At 55.1% G+C, this 25424-nt stretch carries 17 protein-coding genes; 13 read left to right on the top strand and 4 right to left on the bottom strand.

The annotated features are described in order from the left end of the window. The first annotated feature begins 13 nt into the window (after nucleotides 1–13). The 3 genes from HG15A2_RS13550 to HG15A2_RS13540 all read left to right on the top strand — a co-directional run bounded on the left by HG15A2_RS13550 (nucleotide 14) and on the right by HG15A2_RS13540 (nucleotide 7771). The gene (locus HG15A2_RS13550) at nucleotides 14–2272 is read left to right on the top strand and encodes a WecB/TagA/CpsF family glycosyltransferase (protein ID WP_145060742.1); all 2259 of its coding nucleotides are present in this window, start codon (nucleotides 14–16) and stop codon (nucleotides 2270–2272) included. An 82-nt stretch (nucleotides 2273–2354) separates the two neighbouring features. After that, complete coding sequence (locus HG15A2_RS13545) at nucleotides 2355–3617, top strand: sulfatase-like hydrolase/transferase (protein WP_145060741.1); 1263 nt, start codon at nucleotides 2355–2357, stop codon at nucleotides 3615–3617. Nucleotides 3618–3946: 329 nt separating this feature from the next. Then, nucleotides 3947–7771, top strand: a complete 3825-nt coding sequence (locus HG15A2_RS13540; RefSeq protein ID WP_218931951.1) for a hypothetical protein — start codon at nucleotides 3947–3949, stop codon at nucleotides 7769–7771. A 10-nt stretch (nucleotides 7772–7781) separates the two neighbouring features. Here HG15A2_RS13540 and HG15A2_RS13535 read toward each other — a convergent pair whose 3' ends face one another. Next, nucleotides 7782–8849: a tRNA dihydrouridine synthase gene (locus HG15A2_RS13535; protein WP_145060739.1), complete on the bottom strand. Its 1068-nt coding sequence runs from the start codon at nucleotides 8847–8849 to the stop codon at nucleotides 7782–7784. A gap of 61 nt (nucleotides 8850–8910) precedes the next feature. Next, the gene (gene queG, locus HG15A2_RS13530; RefSeq protein WP_145060738.1) at nucleotides 8911–10026 is read right to left on the bottom strand and encodes a tRNA epoxyqueuosine(34) reductase QueG; all 1116 of its coding nucleotides are present in this window, start codon (nucleotides 10024–10026) and stop codon (nucleotides 8911–8913) included. A gap of 171 nt (nucleotides 10027–10197) precedes the next feature. On the opposite strand from queG, the gene HG15A2_RS13525 reads away from it, so the two are divergent. From HG15A2_RS13525 to HG15A2_RS13515, 3 genes are all read left to right on the top strand, one after another. Continuing rightward, nucleotides 10198–10659, top strand: a complete 462-nt coding sequence (locus tag HG15A2_RS13525; protein WP_145060737.1) for a hypothetical protein — start codon at nucleotides 10198–10200, stop codon at nucleotides 10657–10659. A gap of 230 nt (nucleotides 10660–10889) precedes the next feature. Beyond that, nucleotides 10890–12032: a hypothetical protein gene (locus tag HG15A2_RS13520; RefSeq protein WP_145060736.1), complete on the top strand. Its 1143-nt coding sequence runs from the start codon at nucleotides 10890–10892 to the stop codon at nucleotides 12030–12032. Between the two features lie 125 nt (nucleotides 12033–12157). Then, nucleotides 12158–14098, top strand: a complete 1941-nt coding sequence (locus HG15A2_RS13515) for a preprotein translocase subunit SecA (protein ID WP_246117732.1) — start codon at nucleotides 12158–12160, stop codon at nucleotides 14096–14098. A gap of 27 nt (nucleotides 14099–14125) precedes the next feature. On the opposite strand, the gene HG15A2_RS13510 is transcribed toward HG15A2_RS13515, so the two are convergent. Further along, complete coding sequence (locus HG15A2_RS13510) at nucleotides 14126–16330, bottom strand: FdhF/YdeP family oxidoreductase (protein ID WP_145060734.1); 2205 nt, start codon at nucleotides 16328–16330, stop codon at nucleotides 14126–14128. Between the two features lie 196 nt (nucleotides 16331–16526). Between HG15A2_RS13510 and HG15A2_RS13505 the strand changes: the two genes are divergently transcribed. Genes HG15A2_RS13505 through aroA form a run of 3 tightly spaced genes read left to right on the top strand, consistent with a single transcriptional unit; the run spans nucleotide 16527 to nucleotide 20302 of the window. Next, nucleotides 16527–17675 (top strand): hypothetical protein, encoded by a 1149-nt coding sequence (locus HG15A2_RS13505; protein WP_145060733.1) that lies wholly within the window; start codon nucleotides 16527–16529, stop codon nucleotides 17673–17675. Nucleotides 17676–17727: 52 nt separating this feature from the next. Continuing rightward, the gene (locus tag HG15A2_RS13500; RefSeq protein ID WP_145060732.1) at nucleotides 17728–19014 is read left to right on the top strand and encodes an outer membrane protein assembly factor BamB family protein; all 1287 of its coding nucleotides are present in this window, start codon (nucleotides 17728–17730) and stop codon (nucleotides 19012–19014) included. 7 nt (nucleotides 19015–19021) lie between these two features. After that, the gene (gene aroA, locus HG15A2_RS13495) at nucleotides 19022–20302 is read left to right on the top strand and encodes a 3-phosphoshikimate 1-carboxyvinyltransferase (protein WP_218931950.1); all 1281 of its coding nucleotides are present in this window, start codon (nucleotides 19022–19024) and stop codon (nucleotides 20300–20302) included. Nucleotides 20303–20370: 68 nt separating this feature from the next. On the opposite strand, the gene HG15A2_RS13490 is transcribed toward aroA, so the two are convergent. After that, nucleotides 20371–20616, bottom strand: a complete 246-nt coding sequence (locus HG15A2_RS13490; protein WP_145060731.1) for a response regulator — start codon at nucleotides 20614–20616, stop codon at nucleotides 20371–20373. A gap of 309 nt (nucleotides 20617–20925) precedes the next feature. Here HG15A2_RS13490 and HG15A2_RS13485 point away from each other — a divergent pair, with 309 nt between their 5' ends. From HG15A2_RS13485 to HG15A2_RS13470, 4 genes are all read left to right on the top strand, one after another. Then, a complete protein-coding gene (locus HG15A2_RS13485; protein ID WP_145060730.1) occupies nucleotides 20926–21462 on the top strand; it encodes a hypothetical protein in 537 nt (178 codons plus the stop codon). A gap of 291 nt (nucleotides 21463–21753) precedes the next feature. Beyond that, nucleotides 21754–22683 (top strand): hypothetical protein, encoded by a 930-nt coding sequence (locus HG15A2_RS13480; RefSeq protein ID WP_145060729.1) that lies wholly within the window; start codon nucleotides 21754–21756, stop codon nucleotides 22681–22683. A 61-nt stretch (nucleotides 22684–22744) separates the two neighbouring features. Continuing rightward, nucleotides 22745–23590 (top strand): ABC transporter ATP-binding protein, encoded by an 846-nt coding sequence (locus HG15A2_RS13475; RefSeq protein ID WP_218931949.1) that lies wholly within the window; start codon nucleotides 22745–22747, stop codon nucleotides 23588–23590. A 2-nt stretch (nucleotides 23591–23592) separates the two neighbouring features. Beyond that, entirely contained in the window at nucleotides 23593–25410 is a 1818-nt protein-coding gene (locus HG15A2_RS13470) for a putative ABC transporter permease subunit (RefSeq protein ID WP_218931948.1), read from the top strand. The last annotated feature ends 14 nt before the right edge of the window (nucleotides 25411–25424 follow it).

Below are 25424 nucleotides of genomic sequence, written 5' to 3'. Positions count from 1 at the left end.
CAATTGAGCTTTCATGAGTCTAGTATTCGCCATCATCGCCGTCGCAGCACTTTCTTGGGGGGCTGCGTACGCACGTCGCGGATCGCTACTGTTGGCTTGCGGCGGCTTTGTGGTATTTGGTTATGTGCTAGAGCATCATTTTTGGCATGTCGACGTCGGCCCCGTGACGCTAACGGTCGATCGTCTGCTCATGGCCGGCATCCTTGCCACGCTGGTAGTGCAGTTCCGCCAGGGGCGGCTCAACTTGCGCGGCTGGCACACCTGTGATTGGTTGCTTGCTCTGCTGCTTGGGTATCTTACTTTGCGGTGCTACTTCACGCCGCCGGCTGAACTCGTGCGATCAAACGTTGGGCCCTGGTGGCGATTGGTCGCTAGCTTCTGGATGCCGGCGGTACTCTACCTTGCCGTTCGAGTCGCAAAGATCAATCGCAAGAACTGGACGTGCTTACTTGTTTGCTTGACCTGCTTGGGAACTTACCTCGCACTGACAGCGTTCGCTGAAGTGAAGCTGCAATGGTGGGCCGTTTTCCCAAGTTACATCGCGGATCCCACTCTCGGTACGCACTTCGGTCGTGCACGTGGCCCGGCGCTGATGTCAGCCAGTTTGGGCGTCTATCTGACCATTTGTTTTTGGGCAGCTTGGTTGCTCTGGCGTGAAGTGGGTCGCTGGCAACGCGTTGTTTTGCTAGGCCTATTGACCGTTATGGCAGGGGGTGTTTACTACACTTATACCCGATCGACATGGTTAGGACTTGCGGGAGGCTTGGCCATCATCCCCATGTTGCAGATGCCCCGCCGGGCACGGTTTGCGATTGCAGGTGCCGGAATATGCTTTGTCGTATCAGGTTTGACGCTCATTGGCGGCGACATCAAGAACCTCGGGCGAAAAGATACCGATGGCTCGGCCGAGCACTCGGTCTATCAGCGAGCTTCCTTTGCCTATGTGTCTTATCAAATGTTCAAAGATGCACCAGTTCTTGGGCACGGGTTTAGTCGATTTTACGATCTTAAGCTTCCCTACCTGTCAGATCGTCGTCAGCAGATCGAGCTGGAATCCATCCGGGGACTTGACCATCACAACACACTACTGAGCGTCTTAGTGGAAACGGGATTGATTGGTTTCAGCCTGTTTCTAGCCCTGTTGGGCGCTTGGACGATGGCTGCTTGGCGACTTTGGAAAGACACCAGTGCCCAAGTCTGGCAGCGCTCGCAAGCTCTCCTGGCCATAGGGTGTCTTGTCGCGTACCTCGCAACGGCGCTATTCCACGATCTGACGCTCTCTCCCACAGAGCACTGGATGCTGTTCTTGGTGAGTGGCGTAACCGTGAGCCTTGTGCGCGAACGTAAAGCGGCATTGGCCAATCAACCGGCCGAAATCGCACCCACGAAAAATCCACACATTCTCTATCAAACTCTATCGAATCCTGTCTCTATGTCGAACCTCTCACCTGTTGTTTGTGCTCAACCAAGACCTGATCAACCGTCAGAACGCATTAAGTTGCTGGGCATGGAGATCGATCCGGTAAATATGCAGCAAACGGTAGAAACCGTTCTTGGTTGGTGCGCCGCCCCCCGGGGGAATAGCTGCCGTTACGTAGTGACGCCAAATGTGGACCACGCGATCATGATCCAAGACAACGAGCCCTTGCAAGCTGCCTACGAAGAAGCCTCGTTGGTGATAGCCGATGGAGCACCGGTTGTGCTTGCTTCTCGAGTCTTGCAAAAAACGCTCCCCGAGCGAGTTGCTGGTAGCGACCTTGCACCCGCCTTGTTCAAACGAGTGTCGCAGACCACCGCTGAGAGCAAACGACCGTCGCGACTCCTGCGCGTTTTCCTGTTAGGGGCAGCCCCGGGAGTTGGCGAGCGAGCGAAATCGAATATCATCGCTCGTTGGCAGGGCGTCGATGTCGTGGGCGTGTACTCGCCACCGCAGGGATTCGAGCATGACGTTGCAGAGAACCAAAAGATCTATGCAGCAGTTTCCGAGGCCCAGCCCGATCTTGTCCTCATAGGCCTAGGGGCTCCCAAGCAAGAGTTGTGGATCCATCAGCATGCCGACAAGCTAGAAGCCAAGGTAGCCCTATGCATTGGAGCCACGATCGATTTCCTCGCTGCCGAGAAACAGCGAGCTCCGCTCTGGATGCGGAAATCGGGCCTCGAATGGTTACATCGCTTAGCTACCGAGCCGAAGCGGCTCGCAAAACGCTATTTGCGCGACGGGATTGAATTCCCAAAACTAGTTTGGCGGGAGTGGTGCAAACTTGAGTGCTGAGCAACGACGGAAGATCTGAGCAGAGGAAGCGACCCCAGAACACCCTTCGCTGAGGTTGTAGACTGGGGTTATACTTAGCCGCGTGCCTGATTCCTCACCCACTAACCGTCACGCTCTGGTCATCGTTGTAGATGGCTGGCGCGCGTCGAGTCTTGGCGCGTACGGGAACAGTGGACTCCCAACGCCAACGTTAGACAAGATCGCCAGCCAGTCGCTGCTGCTCGATTTCCTGTTATGCGACTCGGTCGAGTTGCCCCAATACTATCGCTCGCTATTCAACGCCGAGCATTCGCTGCGGTTGAACAGTTTGAAACAAGTCGGCTACTCTTTGTTGAAAGAGCTATCAAAAGCCGGCAGCAAAACTTCGCTCCTTACCGATGATTCTTGGCTGGGTGAGTTCGCTGATCAGCTACCGCTGGCGAGCTTGACTCATCTGAACTTGGAAGTCGACCAGCCCGCACAGACCTCACAAGAGACAGCTATGGGACAACTCTTCGCGATTGCGGGCGAGCACCTAGCGGAGCTGAGCTCCCAGCGAAACGCTGGCAGTGAGGATGGCTCGCAAGTGACCTGGATACATCTAAGCGGTTTTCACGGTCCGTGGGATGCCCCAACTGAGTACCGTTCCGGATTGCTTACCGATGAGGATCCACCCCCGCTGGAAGGAGTATCGCCCCCTAGGTACATCGCAACGGACGATCCGGACGAACTGCTTGCTTATCGTGCTGCCTACGATGCACAAGTGATGGTGCTTGAAGAATGCTTGGGCGACTTCCTTGCAGCATCTCACCAATATTTGCAATCACAGCCAACGTTGGTTTGTCTAACCGGCTCACGCGGTTTTGCATTGGGAGAGCATGGCGAATTAGGCACTCAGGCTAAGCCTCTTTATGGAGAATTGCTGCATGTGCCGTGTTTGATTTCGGTGCCTGAAACTACGACGCCAATTCCTCGGTTTGGTGGGCTGTGCCAACCTGCGGATCTGGGGGCTACGCTCAGCGAGTGGCTGCTGGGGCAGGACACTACCGAGGGTCGCAACCTCTTGACGCTGTTTTGCGAAGAGCCCGTCGATTGGCGGCAATTTGTGCTAGCGAAACGAGGTGACGAAGTGACTCTACGCACGGTTGCTTGGATGATGCGAACGAGTGGGATTGAGTCCGCAGCTTCGCAAGAGCTGTATGTAAAGCCTGATGACCGCTGGGAGTGCAACGAAATATCTGGCCTTTGCCCAGATGCATTTCAGCAATTGCAGGCATTGCAAGAGGAAGTTCTCCCCGCGTTTGCTAGCGGACAACCGCTTCCTGCTGAGACTTTGGCCGAGAACCTAGTCAAACCTCATCGCTAGCACTCCTCGCTAGCCATCTTTTAGGGCGGTCCCTAAGGCGCGCAAACCGCTAGCCAGCGGTAACTTGCGCCCGACTGATCTGGCGGCATTGCCCACCAACTTCTACACTCCGCCGCCTCATTTGAGAGAAATCTATCTAGAAATAGAACCAATTTGAATGTGCCCTGAACCGACGAATGTCTTTCGCGGAGCGACTGCGCCGTGAATTGCATCGGTGAACCTGGATTGATGTCTCGATCATTTCCGACCGACTGCGAGAACCTATGAGCGGAGTTGTCTGTACGACAATTCGAAGTTCAAAGCACCAGCTCTGGCTCACTCTGTGTGCCATGGTGACGTGGGTACTCGTCGCTTCGATAGCCAGTGAAACTCTGGCCGAGGACTTTTCTGTTCGTGAAGTGCGATTTCGATTCATTTGGGGGCGTGGTGCGACTCAAGGCACCAAGCAAGTCGCAAAGTGGAGCGGACGAATTCTTGTAGAAAGTGGATCGCTTGCCAACTTGCAGCCTCTAGGAACTTATACCGATGAAGCGGAAGCCCTGCGACTTGTCGAAGGTGAGCTTCTAATTACTCCGCGACAAGATAGGCCCTACGATGGCTGCGATCTCACTGTGAAAGGGACGCGAGAGAGCGTTGTTCATCTCGAACTCACCGGGGAGGAAGAGCAAGGCGGAGCTAAGCAAAAGGAAGAAATTTCTGCCACGCTCGGTGCACTAATCGACAAGCCGGGGCGATATTCTCTGAGCGGCGGACGGGGGTACTTGGTCATAGATCGAGCCCCAGGCGATCAGCTAAGAGTCGCGGTCGATCGCAAGTCGATGGTGTTTTCTCCAACCGAAGATTTTCTCGCAACACTCACTGTCGGTTCTCATGAGGATCTCACGGAAGAGAAAGTTCAGCTACAAGCCGTCACGAAAGAGCTGTCTACTGAGAGAGTGGTCGATCAACAATCGCTGGAATGGGATCGATCGACTAGCGATTCGTTGGCTCTTACGTTCAAGGCCCCAAGAGAAGAAGGAGCGTACAAGATTGAGTTCTCCCTGCGCGGAGAGAACGGGTTCGCGACGCGTTGGATTGGTGTCTCACAAGGTACGCCGCTTCTGGCTCGGACGATCGAGCTAGTGGTTGTTGATCCTGAGGCTTCGTTGAATCGGCTGACCTCTGAGCTAGAGGAAGTGCTCACCATCGATCCGGCAAATCCTACATGGTGGCAGCGATTGCCTAAGTGGGCACGTCGCACGCCACTGCCTGGAGTTTCTCAACCCGCTCCGCTGGGCAACACTCGGTTGGTAGGAGGCTCGCAGCCGGGAATGGTCTCGCTGCCCGCTTGCCGCAATGAGGCGGAGCCGTACTGGCAAGCTTTCACCTTACCTGTTCGCAGTGTGGATCAGCCTCACGTAGTTGAGATCGCACTGCCTGCAGGACGCGATCAGCATCTTGCGATCAGCGTCATCGAGCCCAATGCCGCAGGTCGTGTTCAAGAATTTGGCAGAGATACCGGAACCATTTTCACTGCAAAGTCGGCATTGGCCAGTCCAGAGGGTTCGGCAACTCGCCGAATTACCTTCTGGCCAAGAACAGCAACGCCTGTATTGCTTGTTGCGAATCGATCCAGTGCAGAGAGTGCAGAGTTCGGACGGTTGACGCTTTCTCAAATAATACAGAAACCGGCCGACGAGAAACACTCACTTACTAGTAGCGACCAGAGGCTCGTGGCTGCGTACCTCGACCTCCCAAATCTCGTTCGAATCACCGGAGCGCCACAGCGGTTTGACAAATCAACCGGATTGAGTGTCGATTCTTGGCACACACATCTCGTAGCTGCCCAGCGACTGGCACAACAACTCCACTCGGGGGGATACAACGCGGCGGTCATCACGGTTGCGGCAGAGGGAAGTTCGCTGGCACCTGTAGCAGGCCTGGGGACCTCGGCCCGTTGCAATTCGGCCAAGCTCACGGAAGTGGATTGCATTCCACGGGATGTTTTGGAACTCCTTCTACGAATCTTCCAGCGAGAGGGGCTGAGGCTCATTCCCTCCGTTCAGCTTAGCCATGCCCTGCCGGCCCTCGAGCAATTGCGTGCGGAAGAACCCGCGCGGCATGACCTGCTTGTCGTCGGTCGCACAGGCCGAAGTTATCGAGAGGAAACCGCGGTCAGTCGTGCAGAAGGTCCACGCTACAACTTGCTGAGCCCTGAGATACAATCGCGCCTGGAAGAAGTCTTGCTGGGATTGACCGATCGTTATAGCGGTCACCAGTGCTTGGCTGGCATTGGCATTCAAATTGCCGGGGATGGTTACGGCACGCTGCCCGGCTTAGCTTGGGGCATGGACGACACGACTTGCGCACGGTTTGCGCGTGACACAGGTCTGACGATTCCAGCTCGCGGGCCGCACCGTTTCGATCAGCGTGCTCAGCTATTTGCCACTACGCAGCGAGCGGAGTGGACAGCGTGGCGGCAAACCATGATCACCGACTACTATTCGCATCTAGCCACTTCCTTAAAAAAGCAGCGTGCTGACTGGAATCTTGTGCTTTGCACGGACCGACTTTTTTCGGGACCGCAGTTGGAAGAAGGCTTGCAGCAGGCTGCGGTTGGAAATACTACGCTAGAAGCCGAATTGGCTTTGGTAGGGATTGACTTAACCCGCCTCGCCTCCACTAAGTCAGTAGCATTGCTGCGACCACGGAAGTTGAATGCGGGGCAATCGGTTCAGCAGCGTGCGGTAGCACGTTACTTAAATACCACACGAGAAATGTTGAGCATCTCGGAAAACTCGTTGCTCTCCGGCACGCAGTTGTTTCACGATCGTCAGGACCTGCGACTGCCCAGTTTCGATCTCCAAAGTCCATTTCCGGGCACGACTCAATTGAGCCTTTCTAGCGCCACACTTCCAACCGACGACACGGCCCGGCAGGCATTGGTCGAAGCAATCGCCGGTGACGATCCCGAGGTATTGCTGACGGACTCTCCGTTCGCTTCTCTGGGGGACAATGCGAATATCGAGCACTTGGTTGCCACTCTAGGGAAATTGCCAGCGCCTAAGTATGAAGCACGCAGAGAGCAACGCCAGCCAATTACTATGCGTGTGTTTCGTGAGTTTGAATCTACAACGGTTTGCATCGTAAACGATTCGCCTTGGCCAGTTGACATCGCGCTTCCACTTACCTCAGAGGAGTCCACTAGCTATGAGAAACTGGGCATACCAGCGAAAACAGCTGACTATGCTCGCGGTAAACTTGTTGAAGGAAATGCAACTTGGTCGTTTCAACTTCGCCCCTACGACGTATCGGCTTGGCGGTTCGACACGAAACGAGTCCGGTTAGATTCTCCTGAGATCAAGCTGCCTGAAGAGGCATCGCAGCAATTGCAGGACCGTATTACCCGTCTTGAAGAACGCTTGGGCAGATTAGACATTCGACGCCCCTATCCGGGACTCATGAGCCCCGGTTTCGAAGCGGCTGAGCAGAATTCAAATGGAGAAGCTTGGCAGGTGCGGTTAGGACAACGGGGGAGTGTCGACTTCAGAGGCGAGCAACGTACTGGCAAACGTGCTTTGCGACTGGTGAGTGAAGATGCGGTAGGGGTGGCAGCGGAAAGCAATTCGTTTAGCATTCCCAACACGGGCCGCTTAGCCGTAGGCGGCTGGTATCGGCTCGCGACAACCGATCCCACAGCGCGACTTCATCTGGCCATCGAGTACGACGTACCCAGAGGTGTGCGCCGCATGCATCAGACACTCGGCCCTACGGGCGAGGACTGGAACGAATGCGAGTTAGTAGTGGAAGAAATCAACGGCACAGAGAATGCCAGGGTCCGTGTTCAAATTCATCTCACCGGGCAAGGCGAAGCACTGGTCGATGACCTGGAGCTTTACGATCTTCAGTTCGACCGGAATACACGCATCGAGCTTGCCAAGCGAGTCTTCTCCGCGAAGACCGCATTGCAGCAAGGTCAGGTAACCGATTGTTTGCGTTTGGTCGATGGCTATCTTCCGCGTTACTTGTTGGCAAACGTACCGGATGCTCCAGGCGATATTACGCCGTCGGGATTGGCGGAGACGACTCCCACGCCGATGAGTCCTACTGCACCGACGAAAACTCCTCGTCTGACTGACCGATTCAAGAAGTGGACGCCCCGACTGTGGCGTTAGCGCGGGCTATCTAGACTTCGACTGGTTCACGAATTGGTGCCGGCTCTTCGATCTTTGGGTGCACGCCTGGGCCATTTTCGCCGTACCACTTATCAAGAACATCGCGCCAGCCACCGGCCTTTTTGACAGAGCAAAAGTCCGCTCGTACCAGGGTGTGCTCGGGATGCAACTGCGAGTACTTGATGCCAAACTTACGCATGGTAGGAACGCATTTCTCCGCTCCGTAAAGCTCTTCGGCAATCGTATAGTGCTGTGCAATCACGTCGCGTTGCTCCTGCATCGTGGGAGGTGCCGGCAGAGGCTCGCCCGCCGCTAATGCGCGAGCTTGTTGGAACACCCACGGGTTGCCGATTGCACCCCTAGCGACGGTAACGCCATCAACGCCGGTGTACTCGATCATGTCGAGACAGGCCTGCGCGTTGAACAGGTCGCCGCTCCCCAATAGTACGCGGTTGCCGGCATGCTGTTTGAGCTCGCGAAGAAAATCCCAGCGTGAGGGGCCGTCGTAGCGCTGTTTGACGGTGCGTCCATGGACGGTAATTGCCGCCGCCCCGCGCTCGTAGGCGCCATCGAAGATCTGGAAGAATTGCTCACGGCTTTCTTCCTTGTCATCGATGCCGCGACGCATTTTAACGGTAACGGGAATATGCTTTGGCACGGCGTCGCGTACGCGCGAAATAATTTGCAGTGCGACCTTAGGCTGACTTAAGTGGAACCCGCCGCGACAGCGACCAAGGACCTTTTTTACTGGGCAGCCGAAGTTGATGTCGATGACATCGAACCCGCGTTCAACCAACTTCAATGCCGCGGGACCAAATTGCTCGGGATCGGCACCCATGAGCTGGCCTGCCACCGGGTGCTCTTCCTCAGCGACATGCATGAGGTGGCTTGTCTTGCGTCGCTCTTTCACCTGCAGCACAAAGTAATCGAGCATTACCTCACAAATTGTATAGGGTGCTCCCAGTCGACGGGCGATGACACGCATAGCCGTATCGCTATAGCCTGAAAGCGCCGCCTGCACGACCGGGAAGTCGAGCTCGATATCGCCAATGCGAAGTGTAGGAAGTGGGTGAGGCATGGTCGTATTTTCGCTGTTCAGGCCTGTGCGTCAACAGAGCGGGCATTGTTTAGTTAAGCAACTAAAGGGCAGAACGAATTTCTTGAATGACGGTTTCTTCGGTTTCGATTGCTAGTTGGCCATTCAAGGCTTGCTGGGCAGACTGGCTGGATATCTGGCCCAGAGCCCACGCACAGGCACCTCGAACCAATGATTCCTCATCAGAAAGGCCTTTGATGAGAGCTGGAACGGTCGATTTGCGTTTTTGATTTCCCAAGACCATTGCCGCGTTGCGTAGTAGCCCCCGCCGATGAGGTCGCCAGAGCGGTGTTTTGCGGAATCGCTGCCGGAACGAGGCTTCGTCGAGATCGAAGAGCTCGGCCAGCTCAATTGGATTCATTGCTTCTAGGGGTTGGAATGCTGGCTCCTCGGTGATTGGCGAGCGACGATTCCAGGGACACACGTCCTGGCAAACGTCACAGCCAAACAGCCAGTCGCCTATGCCGGCTCGCAATTCCCTCGGCATTGCGGAGCGGTGCTCAATTGTGAGATAGCTAATGCAACGCGAAGCATCGAGCACATACGGCTGCGGAAAAGCGCCTGTCGGGCAAGCGTCGAGGCAAGCCGTGCAACTGCCGCAATGATCGGTCTCGAAAGCTGAGTCGTAAGCAAGCACGGCATCGGTTAGAACGGCCGCTAAGAAAAAGTAGCTGCCTTGGGCGCGATTGATTAGCAGTGTGTGCTTACCGACCCAGCCGAGGCCAGCGAGTTGCGCGAACTCTCTTTCCAAGAGTGGTGCGGTATCTACGACGCCACGAGTCTGCGATTCGGGCGACCAATCTCTCATTTGATCAGACAATTCATGCAGACGCTTGCGGATGAGATCATGATAGTCGCCCGTTCCCCATGCGTAACAGGACACCCTGCCCTGCCCCGCTGCGGGCTCGATGGGTTGCGCCGTTCGATAGTGCATGCCCAGCATCACTAGGCTACGGGCGCCATCGAGTACATGTTTGGGATGGCGATAGGCTTCCTGTCGCTCCTCCAAATAGTGCATGTCGCCTGCGTAGTCTCGGGCGAGCCACTCACCAAGACGCGTCGCCCCAGGGGGCTCAACAGCCGGGGTGACTCCGCACAGCGCAAAGCCCAGCTGACTGCTGAGTTTCTTAATTTCAGTGGAGAGTTGTTCGGGCGTCATCCCTAAATTCTAGCTGCAAAACTGGAATTTCCTGGCTAGTTAGAGCGAGTTTTCTTGCGATCGGGCCGGATCCTGATTATTGTGAAAATAGGTTAATTCGATCGCCATTACTGTGCGCGAATTGTTCTTGACGCACTCTCAATCAAAGTTTTCTAGCAAGAGGTACCACCAATGAATCTACGCAAATATCTACTCATTGCTACCCTAGCAGCTTGTCCACTCGCTTCCGCTGAGACAGCAAGCGCCCAATGTGGTGGCGGGTACTGTGGCGGATTGGGCTTAGGAGCCTACGCCGATGTGGGCAGGCTCTACAACCTTTTGGATAGAGAAGTGCCCCACTTTGCCGCTTTCCCACCCGTGTACTACAGTAACCCCGTGCCTCGCACCTACGGTCACAGCCCGTTTGCTTATCTGCCGTCGCACGTAACCCCGGCCTACGCAGCTCCGGCACCGTTGGCGATCGACAATCCATTTGTGAAGAACTCGCTTACTTCGACAGAGAGCCAGTCCAAGGAGGAACCTTCGCCCGATCAGACGACCAGCGTGAAGGCGCAAACGCCGCCACTGGCAATCGTGAACCCCTTCTTCAAGGAATCTGCTGGACCCATGTTACAGGTGAGCCTGCTTCAGTAAATTGGCACGGTAAGCTTTGAGGATACAAGCGGCCACCTGCTAGCAGGTGGCCGCTTTTTGTATGGAGTGGCTCAATTTAAGGGAAAGCTAAGCCGCGAGCGGCAATCGGCCTGGACGCAGCTAGGGCATCCGCTATCATCCGCAGTTAAGGCTGCCGGGGGGCGGAGGTGGCCGTAGGTCCGTAGAACGTCCCTCACCCCTGCTTCACACGGCAGGAAAGGATGCTGCCGATGCCTCGCACACGATGTGCTCAAGCGATTCACACCGCTCTTATTCTTACAGCCTTCATCGTTACCGGTTGTCAGAATTCGCAAAGCGCACTGACTAATCCGTTCCTTACGCCTGATCGCGTACCACCGCCGTCTACACGCGCATTGACGCCTGGCGCAGCGCAACCCTATTACCCAGGCGATCCTGTGCCAGGTGTGCCGGCTGCTTCTCAGCCACCTGCTTACACGCCTGCTCCTAACTACCAGGGTTCTCCCTACCAATCGACACCCGGCTACGGTACTCCAGGGGCGACTCCGCCGGGCGGCTGGAATGGTTCTTCCCAGTCGGTTCCTCAACAAACACCCTATTCCCCCGGCTATGGCGTGCAACCGTCCAGTGCAGAGATTCCCCTTGGTCCGACTGCCAACGCTTCGCAAAACTATGGCGGGCAGATGGTCTCCGCTGGTCTTGATTCGATTAGCATTCCGGAGGATCAATCGCGATTGCGCTTTGAGCGGACCACTTTCGCAGAGCCTACACAAAACACTTTGGCACAAAATCAAGCAGCCCAAGCAAGTTATGTAGTACCGCAAGATTCGATTCTGCCTACGCCACAAATTCCCCAGCCCACACTTGCGGGAGTCAATCAGCCCACGGGTGGCGTGAGCTATCTGCAAAGTTATGGCCCAGCCAACTTGCGACCTGTCTCCCAGACGGCTTATCCCTCATCCGTTAAAACCAATTCCGACTTGTTCGCGGGCAGCGATGGCTTCCGTCCGCGAGGCAGTTCTTTGGGGCAAGTGTCTCAACCTCCGGTAGATATCGCCGCTAGTGGGTCCAATCTGTTTGCAGCCCACGATGCGGCTCAAGCCGCGGCTAACGATACAGCAACGCGTTTTGGAATGGGCCCCACTTATGAGTGGCTGCGGGGGCAATTGGTCTACTCACCTGAAACCGGACAGTGGCGGATTGTTTACATGCCCAACGGCTCAAATCCCGACCAACTGGGAGGCAACGTTGCCGTTGCGAACCCTGAGTTGCTGGGGCAGCTACAGTCGGGCGAATTTGTGATGGTCCGCGGGCAACTCTACAATCTTCAAAACGACCAAAATGCATTCGCTCCAGTTTACCAACTTTCCGGCGTACAACGCCAGCGACAGTAGCGTATCGCGGGTATGCGTCTGGAGTAGTAAGCTGGTAACCGCTAGGCTAGGCTGTAGGGGAGTCGCCGCCTGCACGCGGCAAGTGATTTCTTCTTTCCCTGGTCTTAGCAGTTCGTTACCAACTCGTGTCGCGTGTCCCGTCAGGAATCAACCGAACCGTCCGCGCTGCCTCAGGCAATCGCATCGCACGTTACGCGGGTTTGATTCCGCAAATCGATGCTCTTGAGCCAGCAATGAAGGATCTGGCAGACCCGCAGCTTCGGAAAGCTAGCCTAGGGCTGCGATATCGGGCTCGCAGTGGGGAAACGCTCGACAAGCTTTTAATTGAAGCGTTCGCTCTTGTGAGAGAAGCCGGTCGGCGCATGCTAGGCATGCGTCACTTCGAAGTGCAGCTGCTGGGTGGCGCTGCCATGCACAATCGTTCGATCGTCGAGATGCAAACGGGCGAAGGTAAAACACTTACCGCTACCCTGCCGATGTATCTGGCGGCACTCGAAGGCAAAGGGGCGCACCTTTCAACAGTCAACGATTATCTCGCCAAGCGCGACGCTGAATGGATGAAACCACTTTACAAAGCCTTGGGAATGACGGTCGGCATCATTCAGGGGCAGCAACCGCAAGACGAGCGGCGTCAAGCGTACCAGTGCGATGTGACTTATGGCACTGCGAACGAGATGGGCTTTGATTTCCTACGAGATCGACTTCTACTACGCGGTCAGGGTGAGGGCCAGCAAGACCTGTTCGGCCAGATGCTTGGTGTGAAGTCCGGCACGCAAGACAATCCCGTCCAACGAGGTCTGCATTTCATGCTTGTAGACGAAGCGGATAGCATTCTCATTGACGAGGCACGCACGCCGCTGATTATCAGCGCGCTACCCGGCGAAGACGAAAAAATTGCGGCAGAGGCTTACAACTGGGCATCGAAGACGGCGCCCGACTTTATCGAGGATGAGCACTACGAGTACGACCACGACGATCGCACGGTCGAGCTCACTCTCGAAGGCCGGCAGCTGGTTCGTTCTCTCCAAAAACCTGAAGCGATGGACCGCTTGCCGCTCTCAACGATTTACGAGTATATCCAGCGCGCGGCGAAGGTAAAGCGAGAGATGTTTCTCGATCGGCACTACGTGGTCCGCGACGGAGAAATCGTGATCGTTGATGAATTTACTGGGCGCATGGCCGAGGGCCGCAAATGGCGTTCCGGAATCCATCAGGCCGTTGAAGCGCAAGAGGGAGTTGAAATCACGTTCGCGACAAATCAAGCAGCGCGAATTACGATTCAGGACTTGTTCCTGCGTTACGAGCGTCTGTGCGGCATGACGGGTACGGCATCCTCGAGCCGTCGTGAGCTTTCAAAGATTTACAAGGTGAAGGTGGAGCCGATTCCCACGAATCGCCCGCCCGTGCGTAAACAGCTCCCTACGTACATCTTCGGCACTGCCGATCAAAAGTGGGCGGCGGTTGTGGAAGATGCTTTAGTAGAGCACCAAAAAGGACGACCTGTACTGATCGGGACGCGGACCATCGACAAGAGTGAACACCTCGGAAAGCTCCTTGAGGAGCGAGGGATCGAGTTCACCGTTCTTAACGCCCGCCACGTAGCACAGGAAGCAGAGATTGTTGCCGCAGCCGGCGAGCAAGGCAAAGTCACGGTCGCTACGAATATGGCCGGCCGTGGTACGGATATTAAGCTGGGCGACGGAGTCGAGGAGTTGGGCGGGCTGCACGTGATTTGCACAGAACTTCACGAATCGCAGCGCGTCGATCGGCAGCTCATCGGTCGGTGCGGTCGGCAAGGCGATCCGGGCACGTACCGTCAGTACTTAGCACTCGATGACGAAATCCTGTTGCTCGGCCTCGGACCTAAGAAGGCCAATCGGCTCGAAGCTCACGGTCTGAAGCAGTCGAAACGGCTAAGGAATATGGAATCACTCTTCCGCAAAGCACAACGCAAAGTCGAACGTCGCCAGTTTCGTGAACGCAAGGTGCTGCTCTATCACGAGAAGGAACGCCAAAAGGTTCAAAAGCAAATGGGGCAAGATCCGTATCTGGACACCCCTGGTTAGCAGCGGTCCCAATAAGGTTTTTGACTTTTAGGCGCCGACCACAGCTAGTGACTCAGATTCCAAAGTCACCAGCACGCATTTGAACGCTGGAGTCTTGCTCTTGGGATCGAGATGCCGGCTGACCAGCACGTTGGCTTCCGGGTAATACATCGCAGCGTTCCCCGGACGGATTTCCTCAAACGGATGGACGTGAATCCCACGCATGCTGCCCGCGGGACCGTGGACGCTGATTGTTATGGAAGGGTCGAGGCCCAGGCGTGTAATGTCTTCCGGGTGCAGGAGAATCACATCTCGCCGAGGCACTCCGCGATAAAAATCGTGCTCTTCGTAGACGACCGTATTAAATTGGCCTTCGCTACGAATGGTCATCAAGCGGATTTGACTACCGTTTCCTTTCAGGTTTGGCAACTCGTGCGAATGCAATTGCGCTTTGCCATCGTGAGTGGCAAACTGAGGGTCGCGGAACGTACGCCCGCCGATCTGAAATTCTTTTTTCGTTTCGGCAATGCTTGCAATCTTCTCGAAGCCGGGCACCACGGCCGCAATGGCTTCGCGAATGCGTCCCGAGTCACGCATGAGCGACCAATCTACACCGGAACTCTTCGGGCCAAGTACACGCTGCGCCATATCAGCGATGACTTCGATCTCGCTGCGGGGGCCCTCGTGCCGCGTGGGGCCGCCATCGCTGAGACGCACGTAGTTGAACATCGACTCTTGAGTGGTGGGCTGCGGTTCTTCATCGCGAGCAAGTACCGGCAGAATGATCGTCTCTTTTGCCAAGCCATAGGCGTGCCCCGTGTTGAGCGTGGTGCTCAGGTACACGAGTGTTTCCAAATTGCGTAGTGATTTCTCAGCAAAGTGGGCATCTGGATTCGAGCCGTACAAGTTGCCACCGAGGCAGAAACCGAACTTCAGTTCTCCCGTGCCAGCTCCTTCCATGCAGTCCATTGTGTCGCGGCCTTGGACGGTGGGCAGTTTGACATCGTAATGTTTCTCCAGAGACTCGAATATTGCATCCTTAAGCTTAGGAGTCACACCTACTGAGCCAATGCCTTGCACATTGGAGTGGCCGCGAATGGGCATTAGTCCTGCGCCCGGTCGACCTACCATACCCCGCATGAGTGCCAGATTTGCTATGGCCTGCACATTCTCTACGCCATTTTCATGATGCGTGATGCCCATCGTCCAACTGAAGACGACATTCTCCGCTTTCGCATAGCGGTCGGCAATTTTGTCGATCTCTTCGCGCGATATGCCACTCTTGCGAATGATTTCTTCCCAACTCATGTCATGGTAGCTGGCCGCTAGCTCCGCCCAGCCACTGCAATGAGCATCGAGGAACTCTTGGTCGTGCTGGTTGAGTTCGATGATCTGTTTCGCAATTCCAGCCAGCAAAGCAAGATCGCCGCCGATGTGAGGTTGTACATACAGGCTAGCGATCTTCGAGCCGAACAGCAGGCTTCGCGCATCGCTGGGAACGCTGAAGTTGACCATGCCCGTTTCGACAATCGGATTAATGACCACGACCTCGCCGCCGCGTCGGCGAACTTGCATGAGCGTTCGCAAGAGTCGCGGGTGATTGCTTGCCGGATTGCCACCTATGACGAAGACCAAGTCGGCCTCGTCTAAATCTTCGAGCTGGATTGTTGCTGTGCCGCTCCCCGTCACACTAGTCAGTCCCACGCCACTCGCCTGGTGGCAATAGTAGCTACAGTTGTTGACGTTATTGGTGCCGTAGAGTCGGGCGAACAATTGTAATAGAAAGCCAGCTTCGTTGCTGCTTCTGCCGCTAAAGTACCAAAAGGTTTCTTCCGGCGAGAGGGCTTTCAGCTGTTTGGCGATGCGGTCATACGCATCGCCCCAAGAGATCGGCTGAAATCGCTTGAGCTCAGGCGTGTAGAGCACCGGTTGCGTGAGGCGGCCGCAGTCTTCCAGTTCCTTGGGGGAGAGGGACCGCAGCATTTCGGGCGTGCACTTTTTCCAGAAGTCGGTGGTGATGGCGCCCTGCATGTCGGCTACCATCGCCTGCAAAGACTTTTTGCACACCTCGGGGAAATGCCCGCTCTCGTTGACCATGCCGCCCCGTTGGCCGCCCATACCCAGTGCGCAGGTCTTGCAAGCATTCTTACTGCGCATAGCCTTCCACAGCTTCCAAATTCCGCCTGCCTCTTTGGCCTTGCGGAAGGTATAAGCCACCGCGGGCCAGCCACCTCCAGTTGTCACTTTCTTCATTTTGGTTTTTCTCCCATCGCTACTGGCCTGAGCGACTAGCGATCATCTGGGCTTCGCGATAAGGTTTTTAGCTGAGGATGCTTCCAGCATAGTCGGCGATTGCCACCCTGAGAATAACAACGTACTGACAACTGTAGCAGGGCCCGGATTCGAAGGTCTGGTCGCTGCTCTTGAAAACCTTTGCAACGAGCTTCCCGTGAAGAAACTATCCCAATTTATTCACCTAAGCCTGTTGTGGGCGGTTGCAGCGATCGTTTCGACTGTTACGCAGGATGCCAACGCCCAGAACGGCAACCTGGCCGAGCCATTGGAGATTCTGCGCAATGCGACCTTCGGTCCAGAAGGCCAACTCGACCAACAGCGTGCTTGGAAGCAGGTGAGCACAGCAAAGATTGAGCATTTGCCGACAATCCTAGCTGCCATGAAAGACACTTCGCCCTTGGCGGCTAATTGGTTGTGTATGGCGGCAGATGCTGTGGCGGAGCGAGAGTTCAATGCTTCTGGAACTCTTCCACAGAAGATGCTCGAAAGCTTCGCAACCAACGTCGCTCATTCTCCACGAGGTCGCAGGATTGCGTTTCAATGGCTGGAGCGAGTGGATCCGTCGGCAAAGGAACGGCTGCTCCCAGCAATGCTGGACGATTCGAGTCTAGAGCTTCGCTACGAGGCGGTTGCGCAGCTTCTCGATAAGGTAGACCTGGAAACTGCCGACGACAAGAAGACGCAGCTTTACCAAAAAGCATTTGCTAGCGCTCGTGACGTCGAGCAAATCGAGTCGATTGCCAAGAAACTGACCGAGCTTGGCAAGCCCGCCGATCTGGTCCAGCAAATGGGCTACGTGGTTGACTGGCAACTCGTGGGGCCGTTCGACAATACCGACTTAGCAGGCTTTGCCACGGCATTTGGGCCCGAAGCGAACAACAACACAGCGGCAACCTACCGTGGCAAGGCGAGCAACGTTAGTTGGTCGTCATATCACTCGGAGGACGAGAAGGGAATCGTTGATTTGAACGAGGCGATTGGAGACGAGAAGGAAGTGGTCGCCTACGCGAAGGCAACGGTCATGAGCGAGCAGACCCAGCCGGTGCAATTTCGTGTTGCCTCGAACAATGCGATCAAACTTTGGGTCAACGGCAAGCAGTTGACGGAGCACAATGTCTATCACTCGGGATTTGCCGTTGATCAGCATGTCGCTGATGCACAACTAAAAGTGGGAGCGAATCAAGTACTACTGAAGGTCTGTCAGAACGCGAAGAAAATGGGATGGGAAAAAGAATGGGAGTTTCGGTTGCGCATCACCGATGCACTGGGCGGTGCAGCAGAAGTAGCGGTGCAGCAAAAGTAGCCATGTTGAAAGTCGTCATCAATGATTAGTCACCACCTTATGAGCAAACGATATGAGACAATATTTCCGGACAGTGAACTATCGCAGGGCTTCTGTCAGTCCACTGGCCTTTGCCGTCGCGTTGCTGCTTTGTGGTGCGAGTTCTAAGCGGGTGATCGCAGAAGATTGGTTAGGTTTTCGTGGTGATAGTCGCAGCATTTCCGAGACGGCTCAACTCCCTACAGACTGGTCTGTCGATACGTGTGAGAATATTGCCTGGGAAGTTGATCTGCCGGGGCGTGGCGTCTCCTCGCCCATTGTGGTCGATGGGCGGGTTGTCGTGACCTGTTCCAGTGGACCACGTGAAGATCGCTTGCACGTCATAGCTTTCGATCAAGTCTCAGGAAAGCAGCTTTGGAAACGCAATTTCTGGGCAACTGGGCGAACGCTGTGTAACGCGACATCCGCCGTGGCCGCCAATACTCCTGTCTCTGATGGCGAGAGAATTTATGCTTTCTTCTCCTCAAATGACTTGGTTGCGCTCGATCTCGATGGCAATGTTCAATGGGTACGCGGACTTCAGTTGAATTTTCCCCAGGCTGGCAACGATGTCGGGATGTCGAGTTCTCCCGTCGTGTCAGGAGGCTCGGTCGTTGTGCAAAGTGAAGCCCTGGGCGCTTCGTTCGTTGCGGCCTTCGACTGCCGAACGGGAGAAATGTTATGGGACCTCAATCGCCCGTTGGAGGCGACATGGTCATCGCCTGTCGCACTGAAAGTTGAGAAGGGGAGGCAGTTCATCGATGCCGTGGCCGTGCAATCGCGAACTCGTTTAGATGTGTATGCTGCTCAGACGGGAGAGTCACTGTGGAGTCAAGAGATCGAGTGCGAAACGATCGCTTCGTGCGTCTCCGGCGACCTGTTGTACGTTCCCTCCAAGGGGATTAAGTCATACCACGTTGAACTTGAATCGGAGGAGACCGTGAAGCCCCAGTGGCAGGAGAACCGCTTGCAGATGGGCTCGCCTAGTCCTGTGATCGATGGCAACCGTGCGTTTGTGATTAATCGGTCAGGCGTGCTCAAGTGCGGTGCGACCGATAAGGCAAAAGGTGTCAAGCCCTGGGACTTGCGACTCAAGGGTCGGTTCTGGGCCACGCCCGTGCTCACTTCTGAGGCTATCTACTGCATTAATTCTGATGGACTGGCATTCGTTGTTTCGTTGGGTAGCAAGGGAAGCTCGAAGAAGGGTAAGATCATTTCCAAACCCGACTTTGGCGAAGCCGTATTGGGTTCGCCAGCAGTCGCCGATGATGCGATGTTCGTTCGCAGTCACAAGCACCTCTGGAAAATCTCCGAGAAGTAACCTGACTATGAGCAGAAAAATCGAAATCATGCCGCTCGCTGGCCCGCTCGACGCAACGATTCGTCCGCCTGGCTCGAAGAGTCTCACCAATCGGGCGCTCATCTGTGCTGCTCTAGCCTCTGGGCAATCGATCCTGACGGGTGCACTCGACAGCGAAGACACGCAGGTCATGATCGCCAGCCTCAGGGCCTTGGGGATCGAGATTGAATCGAGCGAGGGCGGAAAATGCTTGAGCGTTCAGGGCTGTGATGGAAAACTGCCACGGGATCGAGCTGAGCTGTATGTCGAGAACAGCGGAACCTCCATGCGCTTTCTCACCGCACTGGCTACGTTGGGCAATGGCAAATACACCCTGGATGGCATCGCCAGAATGCACGAGCGGCCCATTGCCGACCTGCGAGATGCGTTGCAGCAGCTTGGGGCGGAGATTTCGCTCAGCGAAACGGGTTGTCCGCCCGTGGTGGTGACTGCAAAGGGGCTTGAGGGCGGTGTGGCACAGATTCGGGGGGATATCTCCAGCCAATTCTTGAGCGGGCTGATGATGGCCGCTCCGTATGCTGACGAGAGTGTCACAATTGATGTTAAGGGCACGTTGGTCTCGGTGCCTTATGTTGAAATGACCAAGGCGGTCATGGAATCGTTCAGTGCGAAGTTGCGGGCGACGTCAGGCTACGAGCAAATCGTGATCGAATCAAATAATCCCTATCAAGCTACGGAGTATGGAATCGAACCCGACGCCTCCGCCGCGAGCTACTTTTTCGCAGCCGCCGCGGTGACAGGTGGTAAGGTGGAAGTTCAAGGGCTTCACGAGAACTCTTTACAAGGCGACGTCAAATTCTGCGATTGCCTGGCTCAAATGGGTTGCCAAGTCAACTACGGTAGCGACTGCACAGTAGTCCAGGGAAGTTCGCTCCGTGGGGTTGATCTCGACATGAATGCCATTAGTGACACCATGCAAACCTTGGCAGTCGTTGCCCTGTTTGCTGAGGGTACGACTCGCATTCGCAATGTCGCCCATGTGCGACATAAGGAAACCGACCGCATTGCCGCCGTGGCCGCTGAACTACGGAAGCTGGGGGCGAGCGTAAATGAATTTGAAGACGGTCTAGAGATCACCCCAGGCGAGTTCACTCCGGCGGAAATTGCCACCTACAACGATCATCGGATGGCGATGAGTTTTGCGGTTGCCGGTTTGCGTCAACCTAGCGTTGTAATTCTTGATCCCGAATGTGTGAACAAGACGTATCCACAGTTCTTTGCAGATTTCGCGGCGCTTGGACGCGGTTGAATCACACGCTGGTCCGCCGGTCAGGTCAAATTGTGCCTAAGCGAACCATGGAACAAGGCAACAGAGCCCTAGCAGCGCGATGCCGAGTCTAGTCCGCCATGTTTAGCAGCTGCCTGTAAGAGAAGCTCGTCAGCGCGGGCCAATAGACCAATCCCTGATTCCGCAGGAAGCGGATCAGTCGATTCCGGGTCACGGGTGGCGAACTCAGCGCTGCAATGGCGGCAGGTGACGTTCTTGCCCAGATACGATACCCGCACTTGCAGATTTCTCCCGCAAGTGGGGCACTCTTGTACGAAGTAGGGAGTACCAGCCATGGTTGAACCTATTGCGTTGGGACAAAGATGTCGGAGATAGTGGCTTCACTGCCGAGTTGGCATATTACGGCTATTGACATGAAATTGCAAATTTTTTTTCGCATATCCACCATTATAGATCACGTAAGAATGATCAGGAATTGCATTAAGTGCAAACGGATAAACAGTTTACGGCTTTTTGTGAGGAATTGTCAGTCTAAGCATTGTGGCCTATGCTTGACTGAGATCAAGGACAAATGAGTTCTCGGAAGGTTCACTTAGAGCCATGCGGAGACGAACGTCGCTAAACCCTGAAACAAGTTTCAGCCCATGAATTCTCTTTGGATAACTGCACTAGCCTTTACTGTGGGGGTCAACGTGCAACTAGCAGGTAACGAGACCCAGCAGCGGGAAAACGAGCAGCGGGTGCTTACTGAGACTGTTTATCGGTTCATGGCTGCAAACGCAGATATCCAGCCCGACGATCTGATTGTGCAGTCCGATGTGCGAGATTTGCAGGACTTCTTGAGAGTAACACATCACCACATGGCATTCAGTTCGCCATTGCTAGTCAATCGAATTCTTGCTGATAGATCCCCCCTCTCCAGGCTGTATTACCGGGACGGAGGTGATGCGCTGAGGTCCGTGGCGGAAGCCTTAGGCTCTTACGCTCCGCTTGACCGATTGGCCTCACGAGGCTCAGGACGCAAAGCACTTCAAGTCGCAATTGACTCGGGATCCGTTGTGGAACTGCTCCGCACGATCGAATCGCTCGAATCCCGGCCCCCTCCTGCTAGCTCGCAGACCAAGATATATACCACTCGCGAATTAGTGGGCGAATTGGTGACAGGCGACCTCCCGAGATGAGGCATTTATCACTGCAATAGGCGACAGCAAGGTAGAGAAATACTAAGGTCTTTGCTCACGTTAACGTGGAAATCAGTCGCTTCGGCTGACTTTACCGGCTAGAATGAACCACCCAAGGTGCCAATTAGTCCAACGCATGTTGGGCAGTCAGTTAGAGTCACCGGCACTGTGTCATCGTCGCTGTGGTGGGAGACGTGTTGAGCAAGGCTTGGCATAGGCGGTCACCTTGGATTGCATCAACTTAGATCGCGTAGCAGGTTCCGGAAGCACCATCATTAGGATTTCCGTGGAATGTTGAATCGAGTATTCATCTCGTCGACCGTCGTCCTTTGGCTGGGAAGCATGTCCTGGCTGGTCGTCGATAAGATTCTCCCCTCGTTCTACGAGAGTGATCTCCCCATGGCGGCGGGGCTTTCCCCAGATCTGCCCGTAGCTTGGGAAGTGCAATGGTCGGGACGCCGCGTTGGGCATGCGGTGAGTCTCATGCGAGAGGGTGTGCAAGGAACGACTGAAGTGCATAACCGCATTATTCTTGACAATGTGCCGATGCTGGAACTGGCTCCGGCCTGGATGCAGAGCGCAGTGCGCGAGCTAGGTAGTTTGAAGTTCTCTGCGAAGACACGACTGGAATTCGACTCTCTAGATAACTTTACAGCATTCGAAAGCTCAGTGGCGATCAACGATGTCACTGGCATCGTGAAGATCAGCGGTCGAATGAAAGAGTCGAAAATGCAATTGAAGATTCAAGCAGGCGATTTCCCCTATACCGACGAGATCCAAATCCCTGACCAAGCAGCTCTCAACGAATCATTATTTCCCGACGCCAGACTGCCCTACATGTACGTAGGACGCCATTGGCAAGAAGACGTTTACAACCCCTTCGGTAACCCGAAAGAGCCCATCGACCGTGTCGATGCTGAAGTGATGGCGGCCGAGTTCTTAGAGCACGCAGGAGAGCGAAAACGCGTAATGCGTGTCGACTACCACACGAGTTCTTCCGCTGGAGTGTCCGATCGGGCACGGCTACGTGCCAAGACGTGGGTCGAGCCGGACGGTCTCGTACTGAAGCAAGTGGTCTATCTCTCCAATGCGCAGCTTTGCTTTACGCGACTAGCTGACGACGAGGTGCATGACTTAGTCAACGATTTTTTCCCCATACTCATGAATGAAATTCGCCTTAGAAAAGAACTCTCTGGTGGGAAGAAGGCCGCTTTGCCATAAGGGGGCTGGCGATCATAATTAGTAGTCATGGAAGTGTGCGCGACGCTTTGCGAACAAGTGCGTGTCTACAGCCTTCACAACCTTTGCTTCCCTCTCGCCACAGTTTCTCATGCTCAAGTTCGATCAGGTAACGCGGACCTATGGAGATCGCGTCGCCGTTGATCGACTTTGCCTCGATATCCAAGCGGGTGAACTGTTTGCATTGCTGGGGCATAACGGCGCGGGTAAGACCACCACGATCAAAACCTTGGTGGGGCTGCTGCGACCTACCTCAGGGACAGTCACCGTAGGACCGTACAATGTTACCGAGCAATCTCGGGAAGCCAGCCGACTGGTTGGCTATGTGCCTGACCAACCGTTTCTTTACGACAAGCTCTCTGGACGAGAATTTCTGCATTTCGTAGCCAGCATGTATGGTTTGAGCGATGCGGCCGCCAAAACAGCGTTGGAACGAGAGGCGGAACGTTTTCAGCTTGTAGATTTCCTAGATCGCCTCACCGAGAGCTATTCCCACGGCATGCGACAACGCACCGTGTTTGCTGCAGCCATGATTCACGAGCCACAGGTGCTGGTGGTTGATGAGCCCATGGTGGGCTTAGACCCGCACAGCATCCGGCTCGTTAAAGACCTGCTCCGCAACTACGTCGATGCCGGCAAGACCGTTTTCATGTCGACCCATACGCTCAATGTAGCTGAGGAAATCGCAGATCGAATTGGTGTGATGAAAGCGGGACACAAACTTTTCGACGGACCTGTGGATGAACTGAAGAGTCGTATGCCGGATTCTAGCGAATCACTTGAGAATCTCTATCTAGCGCTGATGGAGGGTGCAGGAGCTAACCCAACTGGGGAAATGCCCGTGGCGAAGGAAATCGATCCTGTCCCGACATCGGAGCAATCGCTCTAACCGTGAAGCCTAGCCTCCCTCAACCGTCTGAAACAGAGCTTGCCGTACTCGTAGGCTCGCTCCCTTCCCACGAGCGAGAAGGGCAGGTTTTTCTGAGGCTTAGGTCGGCAATCGGCTGGTCGAACTTGCGCGGCCTCGCCGCGCATGCCAAGTTGCGCACCACACTGGTCGTTGGCTTGAGCGTCCTGTTTTGGATCGGGCTGTTTGTGCTGTTCTACGAAGGCTTCAAGTTCGTCGTCTCGCATGTCGGGCAATCGGGCGCTTCGTTGCATGCCAAGACCATCCTCTTCGTCTTCTCCCTCTTCTTCTCTTCGCTGCAGGTTATGCTTATCTTTTCAGCGGGCATTATCCTATATGGCAGCCTGTACGCATCTCGCGAGACAAAATTTCTGATGACGCTACCGGTGCGCGATGAGCGTATCGTGTTCTTTCGTTTTCAGGAGGCGATCTTCTTCAGCAGTTGGGGCTTCATCTTGCTGGCCAGCCCCATGTTAGTCGCCTATGGTTGGGTGGTACAATCGCCCTGGTACTACTTTGCCTATCTGCCGTTCTTGCTCATCGCATTTGCCTATATCCCTTCATCCATCGGGGCAATCGGCTGCTTGTTGCTCATGCGGCATCTCCCTAGGATGCGTCGCGTGGCGATCGGCCTGGCATCGGTGGTGGTCATCGTGATTGCCTACCAATCAATCTGGAGAACGCTGGCCATTGCCGACGCGGATCTACTCGGGGCTGCTTGGTTTAAGAAGACCTACTTGCGTTTCAGTTTCACACGAGGCGAATGGCTGCCGAGCACATGGCTTAGTCACGCTCTGATCGATGCAGCACGACGTTGGGACTTGAATCCGGACGACTTGCCCTGGCTAGAGAGCGGCAAGTATCTCGTCTTGATCGTGTCGAATGCCCTTATGCTTCACTTGATTGTGAAGTGGATTGGCAAACGTGTGTTTCGTGAAAGCTATTGGGGGCTAGCGACGCGGCCTGCTAAGAAGGGACGGGTGGACCTGGCTTGGATCGATCTCATCGCCGAAAAGCTCATGTTTGCATTTCCGAAACAGACACGACTGCTGATCAGCAAAGACTTGCGACTCTTTAGACGCGATCCCGTGCAGTGGTCGCAATTCTTGATTTTCTTCGGGCTGCTCACTCTCTACTTTGCCAATGTCGATCGCTTTCGACAACATAAGACCGACCTCAGCGTACTGACCTGGGTTAATGTCGTGAGCTTTTTGAATCTTGCCGTGGTGGGACTAATCCTCTCGACATTTACTACGCGTTTCATCTATCCACTGCTGAGTCTCGAGGGGCGGCGGTTTTGGATTCTCAGCCTACTCCCTGTCGAACGAGAGACGATCATTTGGGGGAAATTCTGGTTTGCTGCCGGAGGTTCTTGGCTACCTTGTTCTGCACTCGTGCTCCTGAGCGATTTGACGCTCGACGTGAGCTGGATGGTGGTCGGCGTACATCAACTCATTTGCCTGCTACTATGCGTGGGACTCTCCGGCATGGCGGTTGGTCTAGGAGCCATGATGCCCAACTTTCGGGAACAGTCGCCATCGAAGATTGCAGCCGGCTTCGGTGGAACGTTGAACTTGGTTCTCAGTGCGCTGTACATTTTGGTGGTCGTGTTACTAACCGCCCTCCCCTGTCACTTTTACCTTCTTGCCGGCCGAGCTGAGATGCCACCCAAGTTCTTGCAAGTGGGCTATCTGCGTTTTTGGCTGCTCACCGGGATCCTCGCCTCCACGGCACTTGCGGCCGTCGTCACAATTGTCCCACTCCGCAAGGGACTGAAAGCTTTCCGCAATTTGGAAGTATGAGTGAAGCTTACGTA

This window comes from Adhaeretor mobilis (assembly GCF_007741515.1).
Lineage (GTDB): Bacteria > Planctomycetota > Planctomycetia > Pirellulales > Lacipirellulaceae > Adhaeretor > Adhaeretor mobilis.
The sequence above is the reverse complement of the archived record's forward strand: the minus strand, read 5'-3'. Positions and strand labels throughout refer to the sequence as shown.

Coding starts and splice junctions, on each gene's coding strand:
- HG15A2_RS13550 (WP_145060742.1), top strand. CDS start 14: ATGAGTCTAGTATTCGCCATCATCGCCGTCGCAGCACTTTCTTGGGGG.
- HG15A2_RS13540 (WP_218931951.1), top strand. CDS start 3,947: ATGGTGACGTGGGTACTCGTCGCTTCGATAGCCAGTGAAACTCTGGCC.
- HG15A2_RS13535 (WP_145060739.1), bottom strand. CDS start 8,849: ATGCCTCACCCACTTCCTACACTTCGCATTGGCGATATCGAGCTCGAC.
- queG (WP_145060738.1), bottom strand. CDS start 10,026: ATGACGCCCGAACAACTCTCCACTGAAATTAAGAAACTCAGCAGTCAG.
- HG15A2_RS13525 (WP_145060737.1), top strand. CDS start 10,198: ATGAATCTACGCAAATATCTACTCATTGCTACCCTAGCAGCTTGTCCA.
- HG15A2_RS13520 (WP_145060736.1), top strand. CDS start 10,890: ATGCCTCGCACACGATGTGCTCAAGCGATTCACACCGCTCTTATTCTT.
- HG15A2_RS13510 (WP_145060734.1), bottom strand. CDS start 16,330: ATGAAGAAAGTGACAACTGGAGGTGGCTGGCCCGCGGTGGCTTATACC.
- HG15A2_RS13500 (WP_145060732.1), top strand. CDS start 17,728: ATGAGACAATATTTCCGGACAGTGAACTATCGCAGGGCTTCTGTCAGT.
- aroA (WP_218931950.1), top strand. CDS start 19,022: ATGAGCAGAAAAATCGAAATCATGCCGCTCGCTGGCCCGCTCGACGCA.
- HG15A2_RS13490 (WP_145060731.1), bottom strand. CDS start 20,616: ATGGCTGGTACTCCCTACTTCGTACAAGAGTGCCCCACTTGCGGGAGA.
- HG15A2_RS13485 (WP_145060730.1), top strand. CDS start 20,926: ATGAATTCTCTTTGGATAACTGCACTAGCCTTTACTGTGGGGGTCAAC.
- HG15A2_RS13480 (WP_145060729.1), top strand. CDS start 21,754: ATGTTGAATCGAGTATTCATCTCGTCGACCGTCGTCCTTTGGCTGGGA.